The organism is Streptomyces racemochromogenes (assembly GCF_044129415.1).
GTDB lineage: Bacteria > Actinomycetota > Actinomycetes > Streptomycetales > Streptomycetaceae > Streptomyces > Streptomyces racemochromogenes_A.
This window is the reverse complement of record NZ_JBBDHD010000024.1, coordinates 23,933-48,562: the sequence shown is the minus strand read 5'-3', so window position 1 is coordinate 48,562 and position 24,630 is coordinate 23,933. Positions and strand designations below refer to the sequence as shown.

Here is a 24,630-nt window from a genome sequence, read left to right as displayed (position 1 = left end):
CTCAGTACGCTCCGCGGCCGTCGACGACGGCGCGGAGGGTACGGCCCATGACGTCGACGTCGCTGGTGAAGGACCAGTTGTCCACGTACTGGAGATCGAGCTGAATCGTTTCGTCCCAGGAGAGGTCGGAGCGTCCGCTGATCTGCCACAGCCCCGTCATCCCCGGCCGGACGGTGAGCCGGCGCAGTTCGACCTCGTCGTACTCGGCCACCTCCTCCGGCAGCGGCGGGCGCGGGCCGACCAGGGACATGGAGCCGGTCAGCACGTTGAACAGCTGCGGCAGTTCGTCGAGCGAGGTGCGGCGCAGCAGCCGGCCCACCCGGGTCACCCGGGGGTCGCGGCGCATCTTGAACATCGGCCCGTCGTTCTCGTTGGCCCCCGACAGCTCGGACTTCAGCCGGTCGGCGTCCACGACCATCGTGCGGAACTTCCACATGACGAACGGGACCCCGTCGCGCCCGATCCGGCGCTGGCTGTAGAAGGCCGGGCCGCGCGAGCCGAGGCGGATGGCCAGCACCAGCGCGAGGAACACCGGCGACAGCAGGAGCAGTCCGAACGCCGCCGCGCCCCGGTCGAGCACGGCCTTGAGCAGGGTCTGGGCACCCCGCCGCACGGGCGGCGCCACCCGCAGCACGGCGAGCCCCCCGGCGGACACGGTCTCCAGGCGCTTGACGGAGACCTCCACCAGGCCGGGGAACACCGCCATCTCCAGCCCCTCGTCGTGCAGCGCCCACGCCACCCGGCGCAGCCGCTCCCCCGCGATCCGCGCCCCGGGGACCACCAGCACCAGGTCGGCGTGGTGGCTGCGGACGGCGCCCAGCACGGCGGCCGAGTCCTCGGTCAGGGCCTCGGGCATCCGGGCGGCGAGGCGGCCGGCGACGGGAACCCCGCCCTCCGGGGAGCCCTGGCCGACGGGGAGCACGCCGACGACCACGTAGGGGTGGTCGGTGCGTGCCGCGAGGTGGGCGATGACGTGGTCGGCGGCGGCGGGTTCGCCGACGACCAGGACCCGGCTGACGGCCTGGGCCTCGCGGCGCGCGGCGAAGAGGTGGCGGTAGGTCAGTTTGCGGTGGGCGACGGTGACGAGGAGGGCGGGCAGCAGGGCGCCCAGGGCGGCCAGCCGGGGGGTGCTCTCCCCGGTGAGCACCCGGGCGACGGCCAGGACACCGATGAGAATCAGCCAGTCGTGCACGACGGGCAGCACTCCGCGGGACTCGCCGAGCGCGCGAGTGGCGTAACGTCGGCGCAGGGCCTGTACGCCGACCCAGGCGAGGGCCGCGCCGAGCGCGCAGTACAGGGGCCTGGCCTGCTGCGCAGCCTCGAAGACCAGGCCCACGGGGACGGCGGCGCCGGCGAAGTCGGCCCCCACGGCGGCGGGCAGGTACCAGGGGGCCTTGTCGGCGATGCGCCGGGCCGGGGCGTCCGGGGACCCTTCCGCGCCACCGGCCGCGGCGGCCACTCTTTGCGCAGGAAAATGGACATGCCTCATGGGCCCCCCTGGCACGTGGTCTATGTCGGTGGCGCACGTCCGCCGCTTCCCCGGGCGGCGAACATCTGTCGCACCGGGAAACAGTACGACAAACACCCGTACGGTAAATGCCGTTCGGGTGAACGAGGCCTCTTGTTACCCAAGGGTTAGCAACCGGTATCAACCGTTCCAGGCCCAGCGGACCGTCTTCGCACACAAAGGTGAATGGTTCGGATACCGGATACGTATCTTCGGACAACGAACCGTTTCCAGCCAACCTTTTGATGTGGCCCTGACATCGGACACTCCAGGTGGCACTCTTCGATCCGTTCATCGCACCAGCCCTGATCTGCCCGGTGGCCCACCCAGCCATCCGGAACCCCCCTTGCAGAAGGAGTCTGCGTTGAGTCCCACCCCCCAGCGGCGTGCCACCGCGGCCGGCGCACTCGTGGCCGCGGCGGCCCTGGTCGCCGTAGGCATGCAGGCCGGTACCGCCACCGCCGCCGCCGACGCCACCGCGTCGCAGACCCGCACGGCCGCCCAGCCCAACCCGGGCGCGGCCAACCTCGTACTCAGCGCTTCGGAGCGTGCGACGCTCATCAGCGAAGCCAACTCGACCACGGCGCAGGCTGCCAAGGCCCTCGGCCTCGGCAGCGGCGAGAAGCTGATCGTCCGTGACGTGTCCAAGGACGCCGACGGCACCACGCACACCACCTACGAGCGGACCTACGACGGTCTGCCCGTACTCGGCGGCGACCTGACGGTCCACGCCAAGGGCGGCGTCACCAAGAGCGTGACCAAGGCGAACCAGCACGAGATCAAGGTCGCGGACACCAACGCCACGGTCAGCACCACCGCCGCCGAGGGCCAGGCCGTCGCCGCCGCCAACTCCGCGGGATCCAAGCAGTCCAAGGCCGACAAGGGCGCCCGCAAGGTGATCTGGGCCGGCTCCGGCGTCCCGGTCCTCGCCTTCGAGACCGTCGTCGGCGGCCTCCAGGACGACGGCACCCCGAGCCGCCTGCACGTGATCACCGACGCCAAGACCGGCGCGAAGATCACCCAGTGGCAGGCCGTCGAGACCGGCACCGGCAACACGCAGTACAGCGGCCAGGTGACCCTCGGCACCACCCTGTCGGGCAGCAACTACACGCTGACCGACGGCGGCCGCGGCGGCCACAAGACGTACAACCTCAACGGGGGTTCGTCCGGCACCGGCACGCTGTTCAGCAAGACCACCGACGTCTGGGGCAACGGCCTGCCCTCCAACAAGGAGACGGCCGGCGCGGACGCCGCCTACGGCGCCCAGCTGACGTGGGACTACTACAAGAACGTCCACGGCCGCAACGGCCTGCGCAACGACGGCGTGGCCCCCTACAGCCGGGTCCACTACGGCAACGCGTACGTGAACGCCTTCTGGGACGACTCCTGCTTCTGCATGACCTACGGCGACGGCTCGGGCAACACCAAGCCCCTCACCTCCATCGACGTGGCCGCGCACGAGATGACCCACGGTCTGACCTCGGTCACCGGCAACATGAACTACAGCGGCGAGTCCGGCGGCCTCAACGAGGCCACCTCCGACATCATGGCCGCGGCCGTCGAGTTCTGGGCCAACAACCCGAACGACGTCGGCGACTACCTCGTCGGCGAGAAGATCGACATCAACGGCGACGGCACGCCGCTGCGCTACATGGACAAGCCGAGCAAGGACGGCGCGTCGAAGGACGCGTGGTACTCCGGCATCGGCTCGGTCGACGTCCACTACTCCTCGGGTCCGGCGAACCACTGGTTCTACCTGGCCTCCGAGGGCTCCGGCGCCAAGGTCATCAACGGCGTGAGCTACAACTCGCCGACCTCCGACGGCCTCCCGGTCACCGCGATCGGCCGTGACGCCGCCGCGAAGATCTGGTTCCGCGCGCTGACGGTGGGCTACTTCAAGTCGACCACCGACTACGCCGACGCCCGCGTCCAGACCCTGAAGGCCGCGGCCGACCTCTACGGCGCCGGCTCGACCACGTACAACAACGTGGCCAACGCCTGGGCCGCCATCAACGTCGGCCCGCGCATCAACGACGGGGTCACCGTCACCGCGATCGGGAACCAGACCACCCAGATCAACACCGCGGTGAGCCTCCAGGTCCAGGCGACCAGCACCAACCCGGGCGCCCTGACCTACTCGGCGACCGGCCTGCCGGCCGGCCTGTCGATCAACTCCTCCACCGGCCTGATCTCCGGTACGGCGACCACCGCGGGCACGTCCAACGTGACCGTCACCGTCACCGACTCGGCGAGCAAGACGGGCACCACGTCCTTCACCTGGACCGTCGGCACCTCGCTGCCGAGCGTCTTCGAGAACACGACCGACTACGCGATCAACGACAACGCGACGGTCGAGTCCCCGATCACGGTGAGCGGCCGCCCGGGCAACGCGCCGGCCACGCTCAAGGTGGACGTCAACATCCTGCACACCTACATCGGCGACCTGAAGGTCGACCTGGTGGCGCCGGACGGCAGCGTCTACAACCTGCACAACCGGTCGGGCGGCAGCGCCGACAACATCATCAAGAGCTACACGGTCGACGCCTCGTCCGAGGTGGCCAACGGCGTCTGGAAGCTGCGCGTGAACGACAACGCCAGCCTGGACACCGGCAAGATCGACAGCTGGAAGCTCACCTTCTGACCCCTCGGGGCGGGAAGTGAACCACGGCTGAACCGCTGAAACCACGGGGCCGCCCGGGAGGAAACCTCCCGGGCGGCCCTGTCGCGTGCGGCGGCGGATCAGCCGATCGAGCGGAAGGCCGCGTCGAGGTAGGCCTTGTCGAACACCACGCGGTCCTTGCCGCGCTCCTGGCGGGGCCGGGCGCGGTCCTCGTCGCCCCAGTCGTCGTCGCGGTCGTGACGGCCGTGGTGGTGGTCGTCGGTGGGCTTGAGATAGACCGAGCGGGCGTTCAGGTCGTGGGCGCGCTCGCCCGGCCGCAGCACCTCCTGGGCCTCCCCGCCGCAGCTGTTGTCCCGGAAGACGAGGACCAGCGAGTCGGTCTCGTTGCTCACCGCGAAGGCCGCGCGGTTGCGGGAGGTGCCCGTCAGGCGGTAGCAGGTGTCGTTGTCGGCCGGCTCGATCGTGCCGTGGCGGACGTCCCCGTCGTCGTCCGTGAACCGGTAGTGGATCTCGCCGAGGGTGCCGTGGTCGTGGTCGGGGTCGCTGGCCAGCGACGGGCCGGCGGTGGGCAGGATCAGCGCGGCGGCGGCGAGGAGAGCGGCTGTGGCTGTGGAGCGGAGGCGCATGACAGGGTCCGTTTCTCGCGGGAGGCGTCCGCGGGGCAGCCTAGGAGCCGGCCGGGGCTCCGCAGGGGCGCCATGCGCCACCCGTTCGAAGGTTCACCCTCCTGCCCCGCCCCGTCCCGCCGCTGCGCGCTGCGGGAACCCCCGCGCGGCGCGGCCCCTACGCGCGCTGCTGCGGCCGGGCCGGGGCCGTGGCCTGGGGCGGGACCGGGGCCCCGGAGGGGGCGGCCGACGGGCGGCGGATCAGGAGCAGGACCACCAGGCCACCGGCCAGACCCAGCGCGCCCGAGACCAGGAAGGCGTCCCGCAGCCCGCTCGCGAACGCCGCGTCGACCCACTCCCGCGCCCCGGGCACGGAGCCCAGCAGCCGCCCCGCCCCGCCGGAGGCCAGGGCGTCGGCGGTGCCGGCCGGCTGCCCGTCGAGCCCGTCCGCCAGCCCCGCGTGGAACACCCCGCCCAGCACCGCGATGCCCAGGGCCGTGCCCAGCTGCCGCGAGGTGTTCAGCACACCGCCGGCCATGCCCGCCCGGGTCGGCGGCACCGCCCCCATGGCGGTGGCCGCCAGCGCCGGCATCGACACGCCCACCCCGACCCCGGTCAGCGCCAGCCCCGGCACCAGCGCGGGCCAGCTGTCACCGGCGTCCAGCATCCAGGCCTGGAGCAGCGCGCCCCCGCCGATCAGCAGCAGCCCGCCGCCGATGGTCAGCCGGGCGGAGACCCCGTGCAGCAGCCGTCCGGCCACCGCCGCGACGACGAAGGCCGCGAGGCTCATCGGCACCAGCGCCAGGCCGGCGCCCACCGGGGTCATCCCCTCGGCGGACTGCAGCCACAGGGAGACGTACATCAGGTACGAGAACGCCGCCCCGGAGGTCAGCAGTCCGGCGGTCATGACGGCCGCGAAGACCGGACTGCGGAACAGCGAGAGGTCCAGCATCGGGCGGGAGCCGCGCAGTTCGACGAGGACGAAGGCGGCGAAGGCGACCGCCGCCAAGGCGAACAGCCCGAGGGTGGCCTGCGAGGTCCAGCCGTCCTCACCGGCCCGGATCAGCGCGTACGTCAGGGAGCCGGCCCCGACGGTGAAGGTGAGCATGCCGGGCAGGTCCAGCCCCTGGGCGCCCGGGTCGCGGGACTCGGCCACCGCCCTGAGGGTCACGAACACGGCCAGGGCGCACAGCGGCAGGTTGATGAAGAAGATCCAGCGCCAGCCGAAGTGCTCGGTGAGCAGCCCGCCGACGATCGGCCCGGCCGCGGCGGCGGCGCCGTTGACCGCGCCCCAGACGCCGAAGGCCACCCCGCGGTCGCGGCCCTGGTAGGAGGAGCTGAGCAGGGCCATGGAGGTGGCGGCCATCGCGGCGCCCCCGATGCCCTGGACGGCGCGGAAGGCGATCAGCGCGCCCGGCCCGTCGGCCAGGCCGCAGACCAGGGAGGCGCCGGCGAAGAGCACGAGCCCGCCGAGGTAGACCCGGCGGCGGCCGATCCGGTCGGCGAGCGAGCCGGATCCGAGCAGCAGGGCGGCGAGGGCGAGGGCGTAGACGTCCATCACCCACTGGAGCCCCGAGAAACCGGTGTGCAGGGCGGCGGCCATGTCCGGGAGGGCGACGGTCACGATCGTGACGTCGACCAGGAGCATGAACGCCCCGATGCACACCGCCGTCAGGGGCAGCCATTTGCGCATGGGGATTCTCCTCAAGGTTCTTCCGAGCCGGGGTCGTCGGTGCCCGGCTGATTCTTCTGGGGCCGCCCCACCGTGGCAGCGGGTTCCCGAATCACCCACCCGGAAGCACGCCTGCGCAGGATTCCTGCCACTACAGCCCCTGGAATGATGGGAACCATGCATCCCACACTCCGGGCCCAGGGCCGTCCGGCCGAGCTGGACGCCTTCGACCGGGCCCTCGCCCACGCCCTGTCCCTCGACGGCCGGGCCCCCTTCAGCCGGCTCGCCGAGGTGCTGGAGGTCTCCGACCAGACCGTGGTGCGCCGCTACCACCGGCTGCGCGGCAACGGCCTGCTGCGGGTCGTCGGACTGCCCGTCGGCAGCCGCGTGGGCCTGTTCGAGTCCTGGGTGCGCGTGCAGTGCGCGCCCGACGCCGCGGTCGCGGTGGCCGAGGCGCTGGCCCGCCGGCCTGACATCGCGTGGGTGACGCTGAACTCGGGCGGTACGGAGATCCACTGCATGACCCGGGCCCGGACCCGCGAGGACCGGGACGCCCTGCTGCTGGACAAGCTGCCCCGCACCCGGAGGGTGACGGCCATCAGCGCGCACACCGTGCTGCGCAAGTACATCGGCGGACCCGGCGTCTGGGCGGGGCTGCGGGGGCTGCGCGAGGACCAGGCGGCGGCCCTGCGGCGCCCCGCGCCGGCGCCGGAGCACAAGGAGGCCCGCTACGCCCTCGACGAGGCCGAGCTCGCGCTGCTGGCGGTCCTGCGCCGGGACGGCCGGGCCGGCTATCCGGAGCTGGCCCGGGCCTCGGGCCTGTCGGAGTCCACGGCGCGGCGCCGGCTGGAGCGGCTGCGGGAGCGCGGGGCGGTCTACTTCGACGTCGAGGTCATCCCGGAGCACCTGGGTTTCGAGGCGGACGCCTCCCTGCTGCTGACCGTGCCGCCGGCCCGGCTGGCGGAGGTGGGGGCCGCCCTGGGGAGCCACCCGGAGGTGCCGTTCGCGGCGGCCATCACCGGGGCGGCGAACCTGCTGGCGGTGGTCCTGTGCCGGGACACCGACGCGCTGTACACGTACCTGACCGAGCGGATCGGCGCGGTGCCCGGCATAGGGCAGGTGGAGGTGATCCCGAACCTGCGGACCCTCAAACGGGCCGGGATGCTGGTGGAGGACGGGCGGCTGGTGGATCCGCCGCCCGCCCCCTGAACCCCGCCCCGGGCCCGTCTGCCGGGCCCGGCGCCGGGCGTCAGCGCAGCAGGACGCCGCCCGTCGGATCGGGTTCCGCCACCGGGCCCGCGACCAGGCCCAGTTCGGCGGGGCTCGCCAGCAGCGGGTGGGTGGGCAGGACCCGTACCGTGTAGCCGAAGGGGCCCGTCCGGTCGAGGGCGAGCGGCCCCTCGTACACCCAGCGCCCCTCCAGGTCGGGACCGGCGGCGGGCTTGAGCGGGAAGGTCCGGCCGTCCTTGATCACGTCCTGGGCGTCGACCCGGCCCGCGACGGCCTGCACCTCGACGTCCTCGGGCGCGAGCGCGTCGAGCGCGACGCGCACCCGCAGCGTGAGGGTGGCCCCGAGCTCGGCGGTGCCGCCCACCGGTGTGGCGGCGACGGCCTCCACGTGCTCCACGGCCACCCCTTGCCAGGCCGCCCGGATCCGGCCCTTCCACCAGGCCAGGTCCCGCGCCGCGTCGGCGGTCAGGGCGCGGTGGGAGAGCGCGGCGGGGGCGTAGAGCCGCTCCACGTACTCCCGTACCATCCGCCCCGCGAGCACCTTCGGGCCCAGGGACACCAGGGTGCGCCGGACCATCTCGATCCACCGGTCGGGCAGCCCGGTGCGGCCGGAGCGGTCGTAGAAGCGGGGTGCGACCCGGGTCTCGATCAGCTCGTAGAGGGCGCCCGCCTCCAGGTCGTCGCGCCGCTCCTCGTCCGTGCCGAGCCCGTCGGCCGTGGGGATGGCCCAGCCGAAGTCCGGCTCGAACCACTCGTCCCACCAGCCGTCCAGGACCGACAGGTTGAGGCAGCCGTTGAGGGCGGCCTTCATCCCGCTGGTCCCGCATGCCTCCAGCGGCCGCAGCGGGTTGTTGAGCCAGACGTCGCAGCCCGGGTAGAGCTTCTGCGCCATCGCCATGCCGTAGTCCGGCAGGAAGACGATCCGGTGGCGCACGCGCGGGTCGTCCGAGAAGCGCACCAGCTCCTGCACGAGCCGCTTGCCGCCGTCGTCCGCCGGGTGCGCCTTGCCCGCGACGACGATCTGCACGGGCCGGTCGGGGTCCAGCAGCAGGCGGCGCAGCCGTTCGGGGTCGCGCAGCATCAGGGTGAGCCGCTTGTAGGAGGGGACGCGCCGGGCGAAGCCGATGGTCAGCACGTCCGGGTCGAGGACGGTGTCCACCCAGCCGAGCTCGGCGTCGGCGGCGCCGCGCTGCTTCCAGGAGGTGCGCAGCCGGTCCCGCACCTCCTGCACCAGTTGTTCGCGCAGGGAGCGGCGCACGTCCCACACGTCCTGGTCGGCGATCTGGGCGACGGCGTCCCAGCGGGTGGAGCCGCCGACGGCGAGGGCGTCCTCGGTGCGCCCGGGGCCGATCTGGCGGGCGCCGAGCCGCATGACCTCGGGGGCGACCCAGGTCGGGGCGTGCACCCCGTTGGTCACGGAGGTGATGGGCACGTCGGCCGGGTCGAAGCCCGGCCAGAGCCCGGCGAACATGTCGCGGCTGACGGCGCCGTGCAGGGTGGAGACCCCGTTGGCGCGCTGGGCGAGGCGCAGGCCCATGACGGCCATGTTGAACACGCCGGGGTCGCCGCCGGGGTAGGACTCGGCACCGAGTTCCAGGATCCGCTCGACGGGGACGCCGGCCAGTTCGCCGCCCTCGCCGAAGTGGCGGGCGACGAGGGAGCGCTCGAAGCGGTCGATGCCGGCGGGGACGGGGGTGTGGGTGGTGAAGACGGTCCCGGCGCGGACGGCCTCGACGGCGGCCTCGAAGCCGAGGCCGCGCTCCCCTTCCAGTTCCCTTATGCGTTCGAGGCCGAGGAAGCCGGCGTGGCCCTCGTTGGTGTGGAAGACCTCGGGGTCGGGGTGACCGGTGATGCGGCAGTAGGCGCGGACGGCCCGGACGCCGCCGATGCCGAGCAGCATCTCCTGGAGGAGGCGGTGGTCGCTGCCGCCGCCGTAGAGCCGGTCGGTCACCTCGCGGGCGCCGGCGTCGTTGTCCTCGACGTCGGAGTCGAGCAGCAGCAGCGGGACGCGGCCGACGCGGGCCTGCCAGATGTGCGCGTGCAACGACCGTCCGCCGGGGAGGGTGAGGGTGACGCGGGCGGGGGTGCCGTCCTCCTGGCGGAGCAGGGCCAGCGGCAGCTCGTGGGGGTCGAGTACGGGGTAGTGCTCCTGCTGCCAGCCGTCGCGGGAGAGGGACTGGCGGAAGTAGCCGTGCCGGTAGAGCAGCCCGACGCCGATGATCGGGACGCCGAGGTCGCTGGCGGCCTTGAGGTGGTCGCCGGCGAGGATCCCGAGGCCGCCGGAGTACTGGGGAAGGGCGGCGGTGATGCCGAATTCGGGGGAGAAGTAAGCGATGGCGGCGGGGAGGGCGCCGCTGTTCTCGTGGGTCTGGTACCACCTGCCGCCGCGGACGTAGTCGTCGAGGTCGGCGACCGCGACGGCGAGCCGGCGCAGGAAGCGCCGGTCGGCGGCGAGTTCCGCGAGCCGGGCGGCGGGGACGGCGCCCAGCAGCCGGACCGGGTCGCCGCCGGCGGCCTGCCAGCCCTCGGGGTCGACGGAGTGGAAGAGTTCGCGGGTTTCCGTATGCCACGACCAGCGCAGATTGCGCGCGAGCTCGGCGAGTGGCATGAGGGGTTCGGGGAGGACGGGGCGCACGGTGAATCGACGGATAGCCTTCACGTGTTCCACCTTCGCAGGGGATGACGGATCGGAGCGGCCGCACCACGCTGTGCAGACGCGCAACGCCCCCGGAAATCTACTGCGGGAGCCGGTCGCCGGGCGGCCGTTCGTCCAACAGGTCCGCCAGGTACGGGCGCAGCCCGGGCGGCACGAGGCCGCGTTCGAGGCCGCGCAGCAGGTCCAGGACCGGGGCGGAGACGAAGTACCCGAGCCGCAGCAGGGCGTGCAGCTCGCTCTCCAGCGCCTCGGGGTCGGTCTCGGTGACGGCGGCGCGGGCCAGGGCGGCGCACAGCCGGCGGCCGGCGTCGGCGTCCCACGCGTCGGGCCGGTCGGCGGCCTCGGCGGCGGCCAGGCCCCGCACCCGGGGGTCGGGGTCCCGCAGCCGCCGTACGCACTCGCGGGCCCGGGGGTCGGCGTCGAGGCGGTCCCACTCCTCCAGCCCGCGCGCCCCGGCCCCGGTCAGCAGCACCCGGGCGGTGCTGCCGGCGTCGAGCCGGTCGACGGCCCGCCCGTAGAGCTCGATGCGCTCCAGCACCACCCACGCCCCGTCGGGGGTGCGCAGCCGCGAGCCGGTCCGCGGGGCCCCGCGCAGGCAGCGCACCACGGCGAGGGTGGCGGTTCCGCCGGGGGTGACGGGTGCGGAGACCTGGAGCCGCCCGGCCCGCGCGAGGAGCCGCTCCAGCGCGGGCGGGGCGGGCCAGATCCGTCCGAGCCGCCGGAGCCCGAGGTCGCTGATGCCGCCCTCGACGGCGACGAGCGCGCCCAGCTGCGCCTCCAGCGCGCCGGGGTCCTCCTCGGCGCAGGCGGCCTCGACGAGCACGCCGGCCAGTTCCCCCTCCGAGCCGGGGTCCCACACGGCGGCGCTCACCCGCCGCGCGGTCCGTTCGCGCTGCCGGGGGTCGGGATGCACGAGCTGCTCGGTCAGACCCATGCCGCGCATTCTCGCGCGGATCGGGCGCCCGGGTGACCCCTTCCGAAGTGCTGAAACACCGTCAGTCGCCGGCCGCCGGCGCGCGGGGTGGCGCCCGGCGGCGGAGTGTGCCCACGGGGCGTGTGGGGTCAGCGGGGCGGAAGGTGCGGGGGTGACTCGTTGGACGTCACTTGGTCCTCGCCGACTTGACGGAGCCTCGGCGGATGTCGAGCGGACCCTTGGGGAATGGGGTCCTCCCTACGTACGAGTAGTTGACCGACAGCACGGATTGGGCGCCGGGAGATTGGGAAGGGCTGAGCGGGTACACGCGGTACACGCACGGCAGCACCCTCCCCCGACCTTCTCCCGCCACCCGAGTGAACGCGGACAGGAGCGGCCATGCCCGCAGCCCAGCCGTCTTCCGAGCGGCTAGAAACAGAGCGAACAGAGCGTGCACTACCAGCCGTGATTCCGGCTGGCCCGTCACCGAGCCCTGCGAACTGCCTCCAGGTGATCCCATCATGATCGGTCGCATTCCCGTGCTGGACGTCCGCCCCGCCGTCGACTGCGGCGCCAGACCCGCCAAAGCGGTGGTGGACGAGGTCTTCGAGATTTCCGCCACCGTCTTCCGGGAGGGTCACGACGCCGTTTCCGCCCATGTGGTCCTGCGCGATCCGAACGGGCGGCTGCGCCCTCCGGTCCCGATGCGCGAGCTGGCCCCCGGCACCGACCGGTGGGGGGCCCGGGTCTCCGCCGAGGTCGAGGGGAGGTGGACGTACACCGTCGAGGCGTGGAGCGATCCGGTGGCCACCTGGCGCGCCCATGCCGCGGTCAAGATCCCCGCGGACATCGACACCGGGCTGGTGTTCCTGGAGGGTGCCGAGCTCTACGAGCGGGTGGCCGCCAGGATTCCCAAGCGCGACGGGCGCGAGGCCGTGCTGGCCGCCGCGGACGCGATGCGCGACGAGGACCTCCCCGTGGAGGTGCGCCACGCGGCCGCGCTCGCTCCGGCCGTCGACGCGGCGCTGGCGCGGCGGCCGTACCGGGAGCTGGTGACCTCCGCGAAGGCGCTGCCCCTGCTCGTCGAACGCAAGCGGGCCCTCTTCGGGTCCTGGTACGAGATGTTCCCCCGCTCCGAGGGAGCGGTGGTGGAGCCCGGCTCGGCTCCTGTGAGCGGTACGTTCCGGACCGCCGCCGACCGGCTTCCGGCCATTGCCGCCATGGGCTTCGACGTGGTGTACCTGCCGCCGATCCACCCGATCGGGTCGACCTACCGCAAGGGCCCCAACAACACGCTTTCCGCGGGGAGTTGGGATCCGGGGGTGCCGTGGGCGATCGGCTCCCCCGAGGGCGGGCACGACGCCGTCCACCCCGACCTGGGGACGCTGGAGGACTTCGACGCCTTCGTGGCGCGGGCCCGCGAGCTGCGGCTGGAGATCGCCCTGGACTTCGCCCTGCAGTGCTCCCCGGACCACCCCTGGGTGGACAAGCACCCGGAGTGGTTCCGCCACCGCGCCGACGGGACGATCGCCTACGCCGAGAACCCGCCGAAGAAGTACCAGGACATCTACCCGGTCCACTTCGACACCGACATGGCCGGGATCGTCGAGGAGACCTGCCGGATCCTGCGGCACTGGATGGACCACGGCGTCCGGATCTTCCGGGTGGACAACCCGCACACCAAGCCGGTCGTCTTCTGGCAGAAGGTGATCGCGGACATCAACAAGTCCGACCCCGACGTGATCTTCCTGGCGGAGGCCTTCACCCGCCCGGCCATGATGCGGGCGCTGGCCTCGGTCGGCTTCCAGCAGTCGTACACGTACTTCACCTGGCGCAACACCAAGTCCGAGCTGACCGAGTACCTGACCGAGCTGACCGGGGACCGCTCGGCCTCCGTGATGCGGCCGAACTTCTTCGTCAACACGCCCGACATCCTCCACGAGTACCTCCAGAAGGGCGGCCGCCCGGCCTTCGAGGTCCGCGCGGTCCTGGCCGCCACCCTCTCCCCCACCTGGGGCGTCTATGCCGGCTACGAGCTGTGCGAGAACGAGCCGGTGCGCGAGGGCAGCGAGGAGTACCTGAACTCCGAGAAGTACGAGCTGCGCCCGCGCGACTGGGCCGCCGCCGACCGCGAGGGCCGCACCATCGCCCCGCTGATCACCGCGCTGAACCGGCTGCGCCGGCGCAACCCGGCCCTCCAGCAGCTGCGGGACCTCCACTTCCACTCGACCGACAACGAACAGGTGATCGCCTATTCGAAGCACGCGGGTGGCGATTCCGTACTGGTGGTCGTCAACCTCGATCCGCACCACACCCAGGAGGCGACGGTCTCGTTGGACATGCCGGTACTCGGCCTCGACTGGCACGGGTCCCTCGCGGTGCGCGACGAGCTCACCGGCGAGACCTATCACTGGGGCAGGGCGAACTACGTGCGCCTGGAACCGGGCCGTACGCCCGCGCACGTCCTGGCCGCCCTGCGACCGTCCCCGCCCACCGGAGGGTCACCCACCACATGATGATCAACGACCCCGTCCCCGACACGTTCGAGGACACCCCCGCCAAGGACCGCGATCCCGACTGGTTCAAGCGGGCCGTCTTCTACGAGGTCCTCGTCCGCTCCTTCCACGACAGCAACGGCGACGGCGTCGGGGACCTCAAGGGGCTCACCCAGAAACTGGACTACCTCCAGTGGCTGGGCATCGACTGCCTCTGGCTGCCGCCGTTCTTCGCCTCGCCGCTGCGCGACGGCGGCTACGACGTCTCCGACTACACCTCCGTGCTCCCCGAGTTCGGAGACCTCGCCGACTTCGTGGAGTTCGTGGACGCCGCGCACAGCCGCGGCATGCGGGTGATCATCGACTTCGTCATGAACCACACCAGCGACCAGCACGAGTGGTTCCAGCAGTCCCGCAAGGACCCGGACGGGCCCTACGGGGACTACTACATGTGGGCGGACAACGACAAGCAGTACCAGGACGCCCGGATCATCTTCGTCGACACCGAGACCTCGAACTGGACGTACGACCCGGTCCGCAAGCAGTACTACTGGCACCGCTTCTTCTCGCACCAGCCGGACCTGAACTTCGAGAACCCGGCCGTGCAGGAGGAGATCATCTCCGCGCTGCGGTTCTGGCTCGACCTCGGCATCGACGGCTTCCGCCTCGACGCCGTGCCCTACCTGTACGCCGAGGAGGGCACCAACTGCGAGAACCTGCCGCGCACCCACGCGCTCCTCAAGCGGGTCAGAGCGGAGATCGACGCGCACTACCCGGACACCGTCCTGCTCGCCGAGGCCAACCAGTGGCCCGAGGACGTCGTGGACTACTTCGGGAACTACGCCACCGGCGGGGACGAGTGCCACATGGCCTTCCACTTCCCCGTCATGCCGCGCATCTTCATGGCCGTGCGCCGCGAGTCGCGCTACCCCGTCTCGGAGATCCTGGCCAAGACCCCGGAGATCCCGGAGCGCTGCCAGTGGGGCATCTTCCTGCGCAACCACGACGAGCTCACCCTCGAAATGGTCACGGACGAAGAGCGCGACTACATGTACTCCGAGTACGCCAAGGACCCCCGGATGCGCGCCAACATCGGCATCCGGCGCCGCCTCGCGCCGCTCCTGGACAACGACCGCAACCAGATCGAGCTGTTCACCGCCCTGCTGCTGTCCCTGCCCGGCTCGCCGATCCTCTACTACGGCGACGAGATCGGCATGGGCGACAACATCTGGCTGGGCGACCGAGACGGCGTGCGCACGCCCATGCAGTGGACCCCCGACCGCAACGCCGGTTTCTCCTCCTGCGATCCGGGAAGGCTGAACCTGCCGGTCATCATGGACCCGGTCTACGGGTACCAGGTCACCAACGTCGAGGCGGCCATGGCGTCGCCCTCCTCACTGCTGCACTGGACCCGCAGGCTCATCGAGATCCGCAAGGTGAACCCCGCCTTCGGACTCGGCTCGTACACCGAACTGCCCTCGTCCAACCCGGCCGTCCTCGCGTTCCTGCGCGAGTACGGGGACGACCTGGTGCTGTGCGTGCACAACTTCTCGCGCTTCGCGCAGCCCACCGAGCTGGACCTGCGGTCCTTCAACGGGCGGGTCCCGGTGGAGCTCACGGGTGACGTGCGCTTCCCGCCGATCGGGGAATGGCCGTACCTGCTGACCCTGGCGGGCCACGGCTTCTACTGGTTCCGCCTGCGCCGGGAGTAGGCGCCGGCACTAGGCCAGTCGCGCGAACCTGCGCGGCACCGGAACGGGGCGGGCACTCCAACGGGTCAACGCCCGCCCCTGTACGGAGCATCCTGACCCGACACTCGCACTTACCGGAGAAGCAACTGCCGCACATCCGGGACACTCTGCGCATTCTGTGACGGCCCGGGGAAAGGACGCGACGCCATGTCGGAGGCTGCATCCGCCCGGAGCCGGCTGGCGGCCGACCGGGCCGCCGGGATCGGCCCGCTCGAACCGATGCTGAGGGAATGGCTGCCCCGGCAGCGCTGGTTCGCGGGCAAGGGACGCGGGATCGGCCGGCTCCGGCCCGTCTCGGCGGCCGAGCTGCTGCCCCCGGGATCCGTCCCGGGACTGCTGCACCTGCTGCTCGACGTGGACGGGGACTGCTACCAGCTGCTGCTGGGCATCCGCCCCACCCCGCTGCCGCCAGCCCTCGCCCCCGCCCTGATCGGCCACGCCCGCTCCGGCGCGTACGCCGGCAGCGCCGTGTACGAGGCCCTGGGCGATCCCCGGCTCGCCGCCCTGCTGCTGGAGCGGCTGCGCGCGCCCGGCACCCTGGGTCCGCTCCGCTTCGACCGGGACCCGGACGCCCCGATCGAACCCGGGCTCGCCCCCCGCCCGCTGTCCGGGGAACAGACCAACTCCTCGCTGATCTACGGGGATTCGTACATCCTGAAGGTCTTCCGCCGGGTCGGCCCCGGGATCAACCCGGACCTGGAGCTGCCCAGAGCGCTCGCCGCCGCCGGCTGCGCCCGCGTCCCGGCCCCGGTCGCCTGGTACGAGGCCGCGCCCGACGGTGGAGAACCGTTGACCCTGGGCGTGCTCCAGCCCTACCTGCGCGGCTCCGACGACGGCTGGCAGCTGGCCCTGCGCCGGCTCGGCGCGGGCGCCGACTTCACCGCCGAGGCACACGCCCTCGGCCGGGCCACCGCCGAGGTGCACAGCGCCCTCGCCGACGCCCTGCCCACGCTGGCCCTGGGCCCCGAGCAGACCGCCCGGCTCGCCGCCGGGATGACCGCGCGGCTGGCCGCCACCGCCCGCGAGGTGCCCGCCCTGCGGCCCTTCGAGGCCGGGCTGCGCGGGGCCTTCGACGCCCTGGCCGCCTCGCGGGGCGCGGGGGTGCCCGCCCAGCGCATCCACGGCGACCTGCACCTGGGCCAGACCCTGCGCACCGCCGACGGGAGCTGGGCGCTGATCGACTTCGAGGGCGAGCCCGCCCGCCCGCTGGCCGACCGGCGCCGCCCCGAACCGGCCGTCCGCGACATCGCCGGGATACTGCGCTCCTTCGACTACGCCGCCCGCTCGCACCGGCCCTTCGCCCCCGCCTGGGCGGATGCCTGCCGGGCCGCGTTCTGCGAGGGCTACGCCCGTACCACCGGCCGCGACCCGCGCGAGGACCCGGTCCTGCTGCGCGCGTACGAGACCGACAAGGCGGTGTACGAGGCCCGCTACGAGTTCCGGCACCGCCCCGACTGGCTGCACGTCCCGATGGCGGCGATCCGCCGGCTGTCGGCGCCCGAACGCCCCGCCCACCGCATGCCCCCGCCCGTACCCGGCACCGCCCCCCACCCGAAGCCCCCGAGGAGGCCGCTCGCGTGAGCGCCGCACGACAGCCGTCACCGACCGTCCGCGAGGAAGCCGCTGCGGCCCCCGAGTCCCCGAACCCGAAACGGCCCCGCGCCCCGCGCGCCCGCCGCGCCGCCCCGCCGCACGGGGTCCGTCCGGCGCCCGCGCTGGAACCGGGGGAACGGGCCCGGCTGCTGGAGGGCCGCCACCACGACCCGCACGCGCTGCTGGGCGCCCGCGCCCAGCGGGGCGGGGTGGCCTTCCGGGTGCTGCGCCCGTACGCGAAGGCCGTCACCATCGTGGCGAAGGGGCTGCGGACCGAGCTCCTCGACGAGGGGGACGGGCTGTTCTCCGGGCTGCTGCCGCTGACCGGGGTACCGGACTACCGGCTGCTGGTGACGTACGACAGCGACGAGATCGAGATCCACGACCCGTACCGGTTCCTGCCCACCCTCGGCGAGCTGGACCTGCACCTGATCGGCGAGGGCAGGCACGAGGAGCTGTGGAAGGCACTGGGCTCGGAGGTCATGGAGCACCAGGGCGTGGCCGGCACCCGGTTCACGGTGTGGGCGCCGAACGCACAGGGCGTGCGGGTCACCGGGGACTTCTCGTACTGGGACCCGGTGGCGTACCCGATGCGCTCGCTGGGCTCGACCGGGGTGTGGGAGCTGTTCCTGCCGGGGGTGGGCGAGGGGACCCTGTACAAGTACGACATCACCCGCCCGGACGGCGGCCACACCCTGCGCGCCGACCCGATGGCCCGCTCCGCGGAGGTCCCGCCGGCGAACGCCTCGGTGGTCACCGCCTCCCGCTACGAGTGGGGGGACGCGCGGTGGATGGCCGCGCGGGGGGTGCGCCCGGCGCACCAGTCCCCGATGTCGGTGTACGAGCTGCACCTGGCGTCGTGGCGGCCGGGGCTGAGCTACCGCAGCCTGGCCGAGCAGCTGCCCTCGTACGTCAAGGAGCTGGGCTTCACCCACGTGGAGTTCATGCCGGTCGCCGAGCACCCCTTCGGCGGCTCGTGGGGCTACCAGGTCACCGGCTTCTACGCGCCGACCTCGCGGCTGGGCACCCCGGACGACTTCCGGTTCCTGGTGGACTCGCTGCACCGGGCGGGGATCGGGGTGATCGTCGACTGGGTGCCCGCGCACTTCCCGCGCGACGACTGGGCCCTGGCCGAGTTCGACGGGCGGCCGCTGTACGAGCACCAGGACCCGCGCCGGGCCGCGCACCCGGACTGGGGGACGCTGGAGTTCGACTACGGCCGCAAGGAGGTCCGCAACTTCCTGGTGGCCAACGCCGTGTACTGGTGCCAGGAGTTCCACGTGGACGGGCTGCGCGTGGACGCGGTGGCCTCGATGCTGTACCTGGACTACTCGCGCGAGGAGGGCGACTGGTCGCCGAACGAGCACGGCGGCCGGGAGAACCTGGACGCGGTGGCGCTGCTCCAGGAGATGAACGCGACGGTCTACCGGCGCTGCCCGGGCGTGGTGACGATCGCCGAGGAGTCCACGGCCTGGAACGGGGTCACCCGGCCGACGGACGCGGGCGGGCTGGGCTTCGGCCTGAAGTGGAACATGGGCTGGATGCACGACACGCTGCGGTACGTGTCCAAGGAGCCGGTGCACCGCAAGTACCACCACCACGACATGACCTTCGGGATGGTCTACGCGTTCAGCGAGAACTACGTGCTGCCGATCTCGCACGACGAGGTGGTGCACGGCAAGCGCTCGCTGGTGTCGAAGATGCCGGGCGACTGGTGGCAGCAGCGGGCCACGCACCGGGCGTACCTGGGGTTCATGTGGGCCCATCCCGGCAAGCAGCTGCTGTTCATGGGGCAGGAGTTCGCGCAGGGCTCGGAGTGGTCGGAGACCTACGGGCCGGACTGGTGGGTGCTGGACTCCTCGTACCCGGCGGCCGGGGACCACCGGGGCGTGCGGGAGCTGGTGCGCGACCTGAACCGGGCGTACACGGCGGCGCCGGCGCTGTGGGAGCGGGACTCGGTGCCGGAGGGCTTCGCGTGGGTGGAGGCGGACGCCGCCGACGACAACGTCTTCGCGTTCCTGCGGTACGCGGGCGACGGCTCGCCACTGCTGTGCGTGTCGAACTTCTCGCCGGTGGTCCGGCACGGGTACCGGGTCGGAGTGCCGGACGAGGTCCCGCTGTGGCGGGAGGTCCTCAACACGGACCTGGAGGTGTACGGCGGCAGCGGCGTCCACCACGGCCGCCCGCTGCGCCCTGAGCCGGTGCCGGCCCAGGGGCGGGGGAAGAGCCTGCGGATGACGCTGCCGCCGATGGCGACGGTCTGGCTCAGGCCCTGACGAGCGCCTCCTCCAGCTCCTGGAGGAGGCGGCGCTTGGGACGGGCACCGGTGATCTGCCGGACGGGCTCGCCGTCACGGAAGAGGAGCATGGTGGGCATGGACAGCACTCCGTAGCGCGTGACGGCGTCCGGGTTGGAGTCCGCGTCGATCTGCACGACCTTGAGGCGCCCCGCCTGCTCTGCCGCCACGGCGGAGAGTACGGGGGCGAGCTGGCGGCAGGGTCCGCACCAGTCCGCGGTGAACTCCACCAGGACGGCGCGGTCCCGCTCCGCCAGCACCTCCGCCGCGAAGTCCGCGTCGGTCACCTCGGCCACACCCTTGGCGTGGATCATCGTGTTCCCCTCTCCCAGCCGGTCATCTCGCAGCGCGGCTGTGCCTGTCCGGCGGCCTCCTCGGCCGCCGCCAACTGGTGCGCGACCTGCTCGCGTACGTCGGCCAGCCGGCCGATCAGCCCGTCGAGCTCGGCGAGCTTGCGCCGGTAGACGGCGAGCGAGGCGGGGCAGCTGTCGCCGGCCGGGTGGCCGTCGCGCAGGCAGTCGACGAACGGGCGCGTGTCCTCCAGGTCGAAGCCGAAGTCCTGGAGGGTGCGGATCTGCAGCAGGAGCCGCAGGTCGTCCTCGTCGTAGTCGCGGTAGCCGTTTTCGGCCCGCCGGGCGGTCAGGAGACCGCGCGATTCGTAGTACCTCAGCGTCCGGGTGCTGGTCCCGGCGCGTTCCGCCAGTTCGCCGATGCGCATGGCCCGACCGTACGGCTTGACGTCGACGTCAGGGAAAGGGCCGTCGAAGGGCGGGGTTTCGGGGGCCCTCGCTACCCCCGTACGCGAGGGCCCCGTCATGGATCACGTACGGCGTGGGGGTGCGGTTCACGGTGTGTGGCGGGGATCACGCCATGGGGAGGGGAAGCCGCCTGAAATGGAGTGGCGGGATCCGTACGCTGTGAATGGATCTTCCGACCATCCGATTACCGGACGGTCGCCGGGAAAACCGCCTAAAGTCACGAACTCCATAGGACTTTCCTACGAGTTATTGGCTTGTTTGAACGGCCTGTAGTCGCCACGGCTCAGCCACTTCTACCGTGTGCCCTGTGCACTCCAGCCCACCTTTCAATGCCCCCGCCGCGCGTCGCCTGCGCGCGGCCCTGGGCATGGCGCCCGGTCATGTCGCCTACGGCCTGCGGGCCCAGTACGGCCTGCTCGTCACGCCCGAGACCGTGATGGCCTGGGAGCAGGGCGAGCGGTCGCCCAGCTCCGCCGAGCTCACCGCCCTCGCCGGCGTGCTCTGGTGCTCCCCCGGGGAACTCCTCGCCGAGCCCGTCACCCTGCGGGAGCACCGGCTGGCCCGCGGCATGGACCCCGAGGACCTGGCCCGCCGGGTCGGTGTGGAGCCGAACGCGTACCTGAAGATGGAGGAGAGCGGGCGCTGGAAGGGCAACGAACGCCAGTCCGCCGCCCTGGCCTCCGCCCTCAAGCTGAGCCTGGCCCAGTTCGTGGGGGTGACCGGCAAGCAGGAGGAGCTCGACGGGCTGCTGCGCAGCGCGGCCACCACCCGCTGGCAGGCGTACGTCAAGCCGCTGGCCAAGCTGCTGCCGGTGCCCAAGGCCCATCTGGAGCGGGTCCTGGAGCTGCTCCACAACGAGTACCAGCAGCGGATGGTGGCCACGGTCAGCTGGGGCGGCGGCGAGAGCTCGACCTGGACCGGGGACGCCGGCCGGGAGTACCTGGACGCCATCTCCGAGCGGTTCTGGTCACTGGCCGGCGGTGCGGGATAGGAGCGGGACGGGACGCGTCCGCCGCGCCCGGCGCGGGGCCGGCGGCCCCGGACACCCCTCACGGGAGGCGGCGTCGGGGCCGTCCGGCGCACAACCGGGGACGAAGGTCCCGGCGGCCCGGACCACAGGCCCCGGCCGCGGGGCGGGGCGGCGGGGCGGGGTCAGAAGACGGACTCGGCCTCGTACATGCGGTCGTCGGGGACCGTCTTCAGCTCGGTGACGGCCTCGGCCAGCGGGGCCATCACCACGTCGGTGCCGCGCAGGGCGGTCATGTTGCCGAAGTCCCCGCGGTGGACGGCCTCGACGGCGTGCCAGCCGAAGCGCGTGGCCAGGACGCGGTCGTAGGCGGTGGGCACGCCGCCGCGCTGGACGTGGCCGAGGATGACCGGGCGGGCCTCCTTGCCGAGGCGGTGCTCCAGCTCGACGGCCAGCCGGTTGCCGATGCCGGCGAAGCGCTCGTGGCCGTAGGCGTCGATGGCGCCCTTCTCGTAGGGCATGGAGCCCTCGGCCGGGTGCGCGCCCTCGGCGACGCAGATGACGGCGAACTTCTTCCCCCGGGCGAACCGTTCTTCCACCATCTTGACCAGCGCGTCCACCTCGAAGGGACGCTCGGGCAGGCAGATGCCGTGGGCGCCGCCGGCCATCCCGGACTCCAGGGCGATCCAGCCCGCGTGGCGGCCCATGACCTCGACGACCATCACGCGCTGGTGCGATTCGGCGGTGGTCTTGAGGCGGTCGATGGCCTCGGTGGCCACGGTGACGGCGGTGTCGAAGCCGAAGGTGCGGTCGGTGGCGGAGATGTCGTTGTCGATGGTCTTCGGGACGCCGACGACCGGCATCCCGGCGTCCGAGAGCATCCGGGAGGCGGTCAGCGTGCCCTCGCCGCCGATCGGGATCAGGGCGTCGATCTCGTAGCGCCGCGCCAGTTCCTCGGCGTTCTCGGCGGCTTCGTGCAGCCGGGCGCGCTCCATGCGCGCCGAGCCGAGGATGGTGCCGCCCCGGGCGAGGATGCCGCTGACGGCGTTGATGTCCAGGGGGCGGTAGTGGCCGTCGAGGAGGCCCTTGAACCCGTCCTCGAAACCGATGACCTCGTCGCCGTGGCCGACCAGCGCACGGTGCACGACCGACCGGATGACGGCGTTCAGGCCGGGACAGTCGCCGCCTGCGGTGAGAACTCCGATACGCATCGTCCTGTGTCTCCTGCCCGTGGTCGCACTTGATGGTCGCCATGATGGTCGTATTGATCCCAGGTGTCCGATTGTTCCATGGCGCCCGGGGGGCGCGCCCTCCGCACCACCCGGCCCACCAGGCCTTTCGTCCCGGCCACCCGGGACCTTCTTCCGGCGGGCGCATTATCCACTGACCGGGGTATTGTCAAGAGATCGAGCCAGACCAAACGAAATATCCACCAGCATGGACGGAGAGCACGCGTGACGCGCAGCGTGTACGTGACCGGGATCGAACGGGGGGACGGCCGCCAGGTCGTCGAACTGGGGATCATGGAGCTGCTGACCCGCCAGACGGGACGGGTCGGCGTCTACCGCCCTCTGCTGCACGACGCACCGGACCGCCTCTTCGACCTCCTCAAGGCCCGCTACCGGCTCGACCAGGAGGCCTCGGCGGCGTACGGGATGGAGTACGGGGAGGCCTCGGCGGTCCTGGCCGAGAAGGGCACCGACGAACTGGTCTCCCGGCTCGTGGACCGCTACCACCGGGTGGCACGCGACTACGAGGTCATGCTGGTCCTCGGCACCGACTACGCCGACACCAACCTCCCCGACGAGCTGGCGCTGAACGCCCGCCTCGCCAACGAGCTGGGCGCGGTCGTCGTGCCCGTCGTGGGCGGCACCAAGCGGCCCGCCGACGCGGTGCGCGCCGAGGCCCGCAACGCCTACCGGGCCTACGAGGGCCTGGGCTGCCACGTGGTGGCGATGGTGGTCAACCGGGTCGCCGCCGGCGACCGGGACTCCATAGCCGAGCGGCTCGCCGCGCGCCTCCCCGTGCCCTGCTACGTCCTGCCGGACGACAAGTCCCTGTCGGCTCCGACCGTCGCCCAGATCACCCGGGCCCTGGGCGGCGAGGTGCTCCTCGGCGACGACGCCGGGCTGGCGCGCGACGCGGTGGACTTCGTCTTCGGCGGCGCGATGCTGCCCAACTTCCTGGCCGCCCTGACCCCCGGCTGTCTGGTGGTCACCCCCGGGGACCGCGCCGACCTGGTCGTCGGCGCGCTGGCCGCGCACGCCTCCGGGACCCCGCCGATCGCCGGCGTGCTGCTGACGCTGGGCGAGCGCCCGGGCCAGGACGTCCTGTCCCTCGCCTCCAAGCTGGCGCCCGGCACCCCGGTGGTCTCGGTGGCCGGCAACAGCTTCCCGACGGCCGCCGAACTCTTCTCGCTGCAGAGCCGTTTGAACTCCGCCACCCCGCGCAAGCTGGAGACGGCGCTCGGCCTCTTCGAGCGGCACGTGAACACCTCCGAGCTGCGCGGCCTGCTCTCGGTGGCCCGCTCGGAGCGCGTCACCCCGATGATGTTCGAGCACGAGCTGCTGGAACGGGCCCGCGCCCAGCGGCGGCGCGTGGTCCTGCCCGAGGGCACCGAGGAGCGGGTGCTGCGGGCCGCCGACGTGGTGCTGCGCCGCGGGGTCTGCGACCTGACCCTGCTGGGCGAGGAGCAGGCGATCCTGAAGAAGGCCGCCGACCTGGGCGTCGACATCTCGCGCGCGCAGCTCATCGACCCGGCGACCTCCCCGATGCGGGAACGTTTCGCCGAGTACTACGCGCAGTGTCGCGCCCACAAGGGCATGACCGTCGAGCTGGCCCACGACGTGGTCACCGACGTCAACTACTTCGGCACGCTGATGGTCCAGGAGGGCCTGGCCGACGGCATGGTCTCCGGCTCCGTGCACTCCACCGCCGCGACCATCCGCCCGGCCTTCGAGATCATCAAGACCAAGCCGGAGGCGTCGATCGTCTCCTCCGTCTTCTTCATGTGCCTGGCCGACCAGGTCCTCGTCTACGGGGACTGCGCGGTCAACCCGGACCCGGACGCCGAGCAGCTCGCCGACATCGCCGTCCAGTCGGCCGCCACCGCGGCGGCCTTCGGCGTCGAGCCGCGGATCGCGATGCTCTCGTACTCCACCGGCACCTCCGGCTCCGGCGCGGACGTGGAGAAGGTCCGCAAGGCCACCGAAATCGTCCGCGAGGGCCGTCCGGACCTGCTCGTCGAGGGCCCGATCCAGTACGACGCCGCCGTGGAGCCGTCGGTGGCGGCGACCAAGCTGCCGGGCTCCGACGTGGCCGGCCGGGCGAGCGTGCTGATCTTCCCGGACCTGAACACGGGCAACAACACCTACAAGGCGGTGCAGCGTTCGGCGGGCGCCGTCGCGGTCGGCCCCGTGCTCCAGGGGCTGCGCAAGCCCGTCAACGACCTCTCGCGCGGGGCGCTGGTCCAGGACATCGTGACCACGGTCGCGATCACCGCGATCCAGGCCCAGTCCCCGGGCACGCCGGCCGGCCCCGCCGCCTGACCCTCCCTCACCCCGCCCC

Annotated in this window: 16 protein-coding genes; 8 read left to right on the top strand and 8 right to left on the bottom strand. The window is 72.6% G+C overall.

What is annotated here, in order from left to right:
- Nucleotide 1 precedes the first annotated feature (1 nt).
- Entirely contained in the window at nucleotides 2–1,489 is a 1,488-nt protein-coding gene (locus tag WDV06_RS12440; RefSeq protein WP_395509747.1) for a sugar transferase, read from the bottom strand.
- A 382-nt stretch (nucleotides 1,490–1,871) separates the two neighbouring features.
- Between WDV06_RS12440 and WDV06_RS12435 the strand changes: the two genes are divergently transcribed.
- Nucleotides 1,872–4,148, top strand: coding sequence for a M4 family metallopeptidase (locus WDV06_RS12435; RefSeq protein ID WP_395509746.1), 2,277 nt, complete (start codon nucleotides 1,872–1,874; stop codon nucleotides 4,146–4,148).
- Between the two features lie 98 nt (nucleotides 4,149–4,246).
- On the opposite strand, the gene WDV06_RS12430 is transcribed toward WDV06_RS12435, so the two are convergent.
- Together WDV06_RS12430 and WDV06_RS12425 are read right to left on the bottom strand one after the other, a co-directional pair.
- Nucleotides 4,247–4,753, bottom strand: coding sequence for a hypothetical protein (locus WDV06_RS12430; RefSeq protein WP_395509745.1), 507 nt, complete (start codon nucleotides 4,751–4,753; stop codon nucleotides 4,247–4,249).
- 157 nt (nucleotides 4,754–4,910) lie between these two features.
- The gene (locus WDV06_RS12425; protein ID WP_395509744.1) at nucleotides 4,911–6,425 is read right to left on the bottom strand and encodes an MFS transporter; all 1,515 of its coding nucleotides are present in this window, start codon (nucleotides 6,423–6,425) and stop codon (nucleotides 4,911–4,913) included.
- 156 nt (nucleotides 6,426–6,581) lie between these two features.
- Between WDV06_RS12425 and WDV06_RS12420 the strand changes: the two genes are divergently transcribed.
- Nucleotides 6,582–7,613: an Lrp/AsnC family transcriptional regulator gene (locus WDV06_RS12420; RefSeq protein WP_395509743.1), complete on the top strand. Its 1,032-nt coding sequence runs from the start codon at nucleotides 6,582–6,584 to the stop codon at nucleotides 7,611–7,613.
- A 40-nt stretch (nucleotides 7,614–7,653) separates the two neighbouring features.
- Here the strand turns inward: WDV06_RS12420 and glgP are convergent, their stop codons facing one another.
- Together glgP and WDV06_RS12410 are read right to left on the bottom strand one after the other, a co-directional pair.
- Nucleotides 7,654–10,293, bottom strand: a complete 2,640-nt coding sequence (gene glgP / locus WDV06_RS12415; protein WP_395509742.1) for an alpha-glucan family phosphorylase — start codon at nucleotides 10,291–10,293, stop codon at nucleotides 7,654–7,656.
- 76 nt (nucleotides 10,294–10,369) lie between these two features.
- A complete protein-coding gene (locus tag WDV06_RS12410; RefSeq protein WP_395509741.1) occupies nucleotides 10,370–11,224 on the bottom strand; it encodes a hypothetical protein in 855 nt (284 codons plus the stop codon).
- Between the two features lie 500 nt (nucleotides 11,225–11,724).
- Between WDV06_RS12410 and WDV06_RS12405 the strand changes: the two genes are divergently transcribed.
- The 4 genes from WDV06_RS12405 to glgB all read left to right on the top strand — a co-directional run bounded on the left by WDV06_RS12405 (nucleotide 11,725) and on the right by glgB (nucleotide 19,318).
- Nucleotides 11,725–13,719: an alpha-1,4-glucan--maltose-1-phosphate maltosyltransferase gene (locus WDV06_RS12405; RefSeq protein ID WP_395509740.1), complete on the top strand. Its 1,995-nt coding sequence runs from the start codon at nucleotides 11,725–11,727 to the stop codon at nucleotides 13,717–13,719.
- Entirely contained in the window at nucleotides 13,716–15,410 is a 1,695-nt protein-coding gene (gene treS / locus WDV06_RS12400; RefSeq protein ID WP_395509739.1) for a maltose alpha-D-glucosyltransferase, read from the top strand. The genes WDV06_RS12405 and treS overlap by 4 nt, the downstream gene beginning before the upstream one ends.
- 186 nt (nucleotides 15,411–15,596) lie before the next feature.
- On the top strand, nucleotides 15,597–17,030 hold the full coding sequence (locus tag WDV06_RS12395) for a maltokinase N-terminal cap-like domain-containing protein (RefSeq protein WP_395509738.1): 1,434 nt from the start codon (nucleotides 15,597–15,599) through the stop codon (nucleotides 17,028–17,030).
- Entirely contained in the window at nucleotides 17,027–19,318 is a 2,292-nt protein-coding gene (glgB, locus tag WDV06_RS12390; protein ID WP_395509737.1) for a 1,4-alpha-glucan branching enzyme, read from the top strand. The genes WDV06_RS12395 and glgB overlap by 4 nt, the downstream gene beginning before the upstream one ends.
- On the opposite strand, the gene trxA is transcribed toward glgB, so the two are convergent.
- Nucleotides 19,308–19,652 carry a thioredoxin gene (gene trxA, locus WDV06_RS12385; protein ID WP_395509736.1) on the bottom strand — a complete coding sequence of 115 codons (345 nt, stop codon included), beginning with the start codon at nucleotides 19,650–19,652 and terminating at the stop codon, nucleotides 19,308–19,310. The two genes, glgB and trxA, sit on opposite strands and share 11 nt — an antisense overlap.
- A complete protein-coding gene (locus tag WDV06_RS12380) occupies nucleotides 19,649–20,056 on the bottom strand; it encodes a MerR family transcriptional regulator (protein ID WP_395509735.1) in 408 nt (135 codons plus the stop codon). The genes trxA and WDV06_RS12380 overlap by 4 nt, the downstream gene beginning before the upstream one ends.
- A 338-nt stretch (nucleotides 20,057–20,394) precedes the next feature.
- On the opposite strand from WDV06_RS12380, the gene WDV06_RS12375 reads away from it, so the two are divergent.
- The gene (locus tag WDV06_RS12375) at nucleotides 20,395–21,087 is read left to right on the top strand and encodes a helix-turn-helix domain-containing protein (RefSeq protein WP_395509734.1); all 693 of its coding nucleotides are present in this window, start codon (nucleotides 20,395–20,397) and stop codon (nucleotides 21,085–21,087) included.
- A 161-nt stretch (nucleotides 21,088–21,248) separates the two neighbouring features.
- Here the strand turns inward: WDV06_RS12375 and WDV06_RS12370 are convergent, their stop codons facing one another.
- A complete protein-coding gene (locus WDV06_RS12370; RefSeq protein WP_395509733.1) occupies nucleotides 21,249–22,274 on the bottom strand; it encodes an ATP-dependent 6-phosphofructokinase in 1,026 nt (341 codons plus the stop codon).
- A 243-nt stretch (nucleotides 22,275–22,517) separates the two neighbouring features.
- Between WDV06_RS12370 and pta the strand changes: the two genes are divergently transcribed.
- Nucleotides 22,518–24,611: a phosphate acetyltransferase gene (gene pta, locus WDV06_RS12365; protein ID WP_395509732.1), complete on the top strand. Its 2,094-nt coding sequence runs from the start codon at nucleotides 22,518–22,520 to the stop codon at nucleotides 24,609–24,611.
- Nucleotides 24,612–24,630 lie beyond the last annotated feature (19 nt).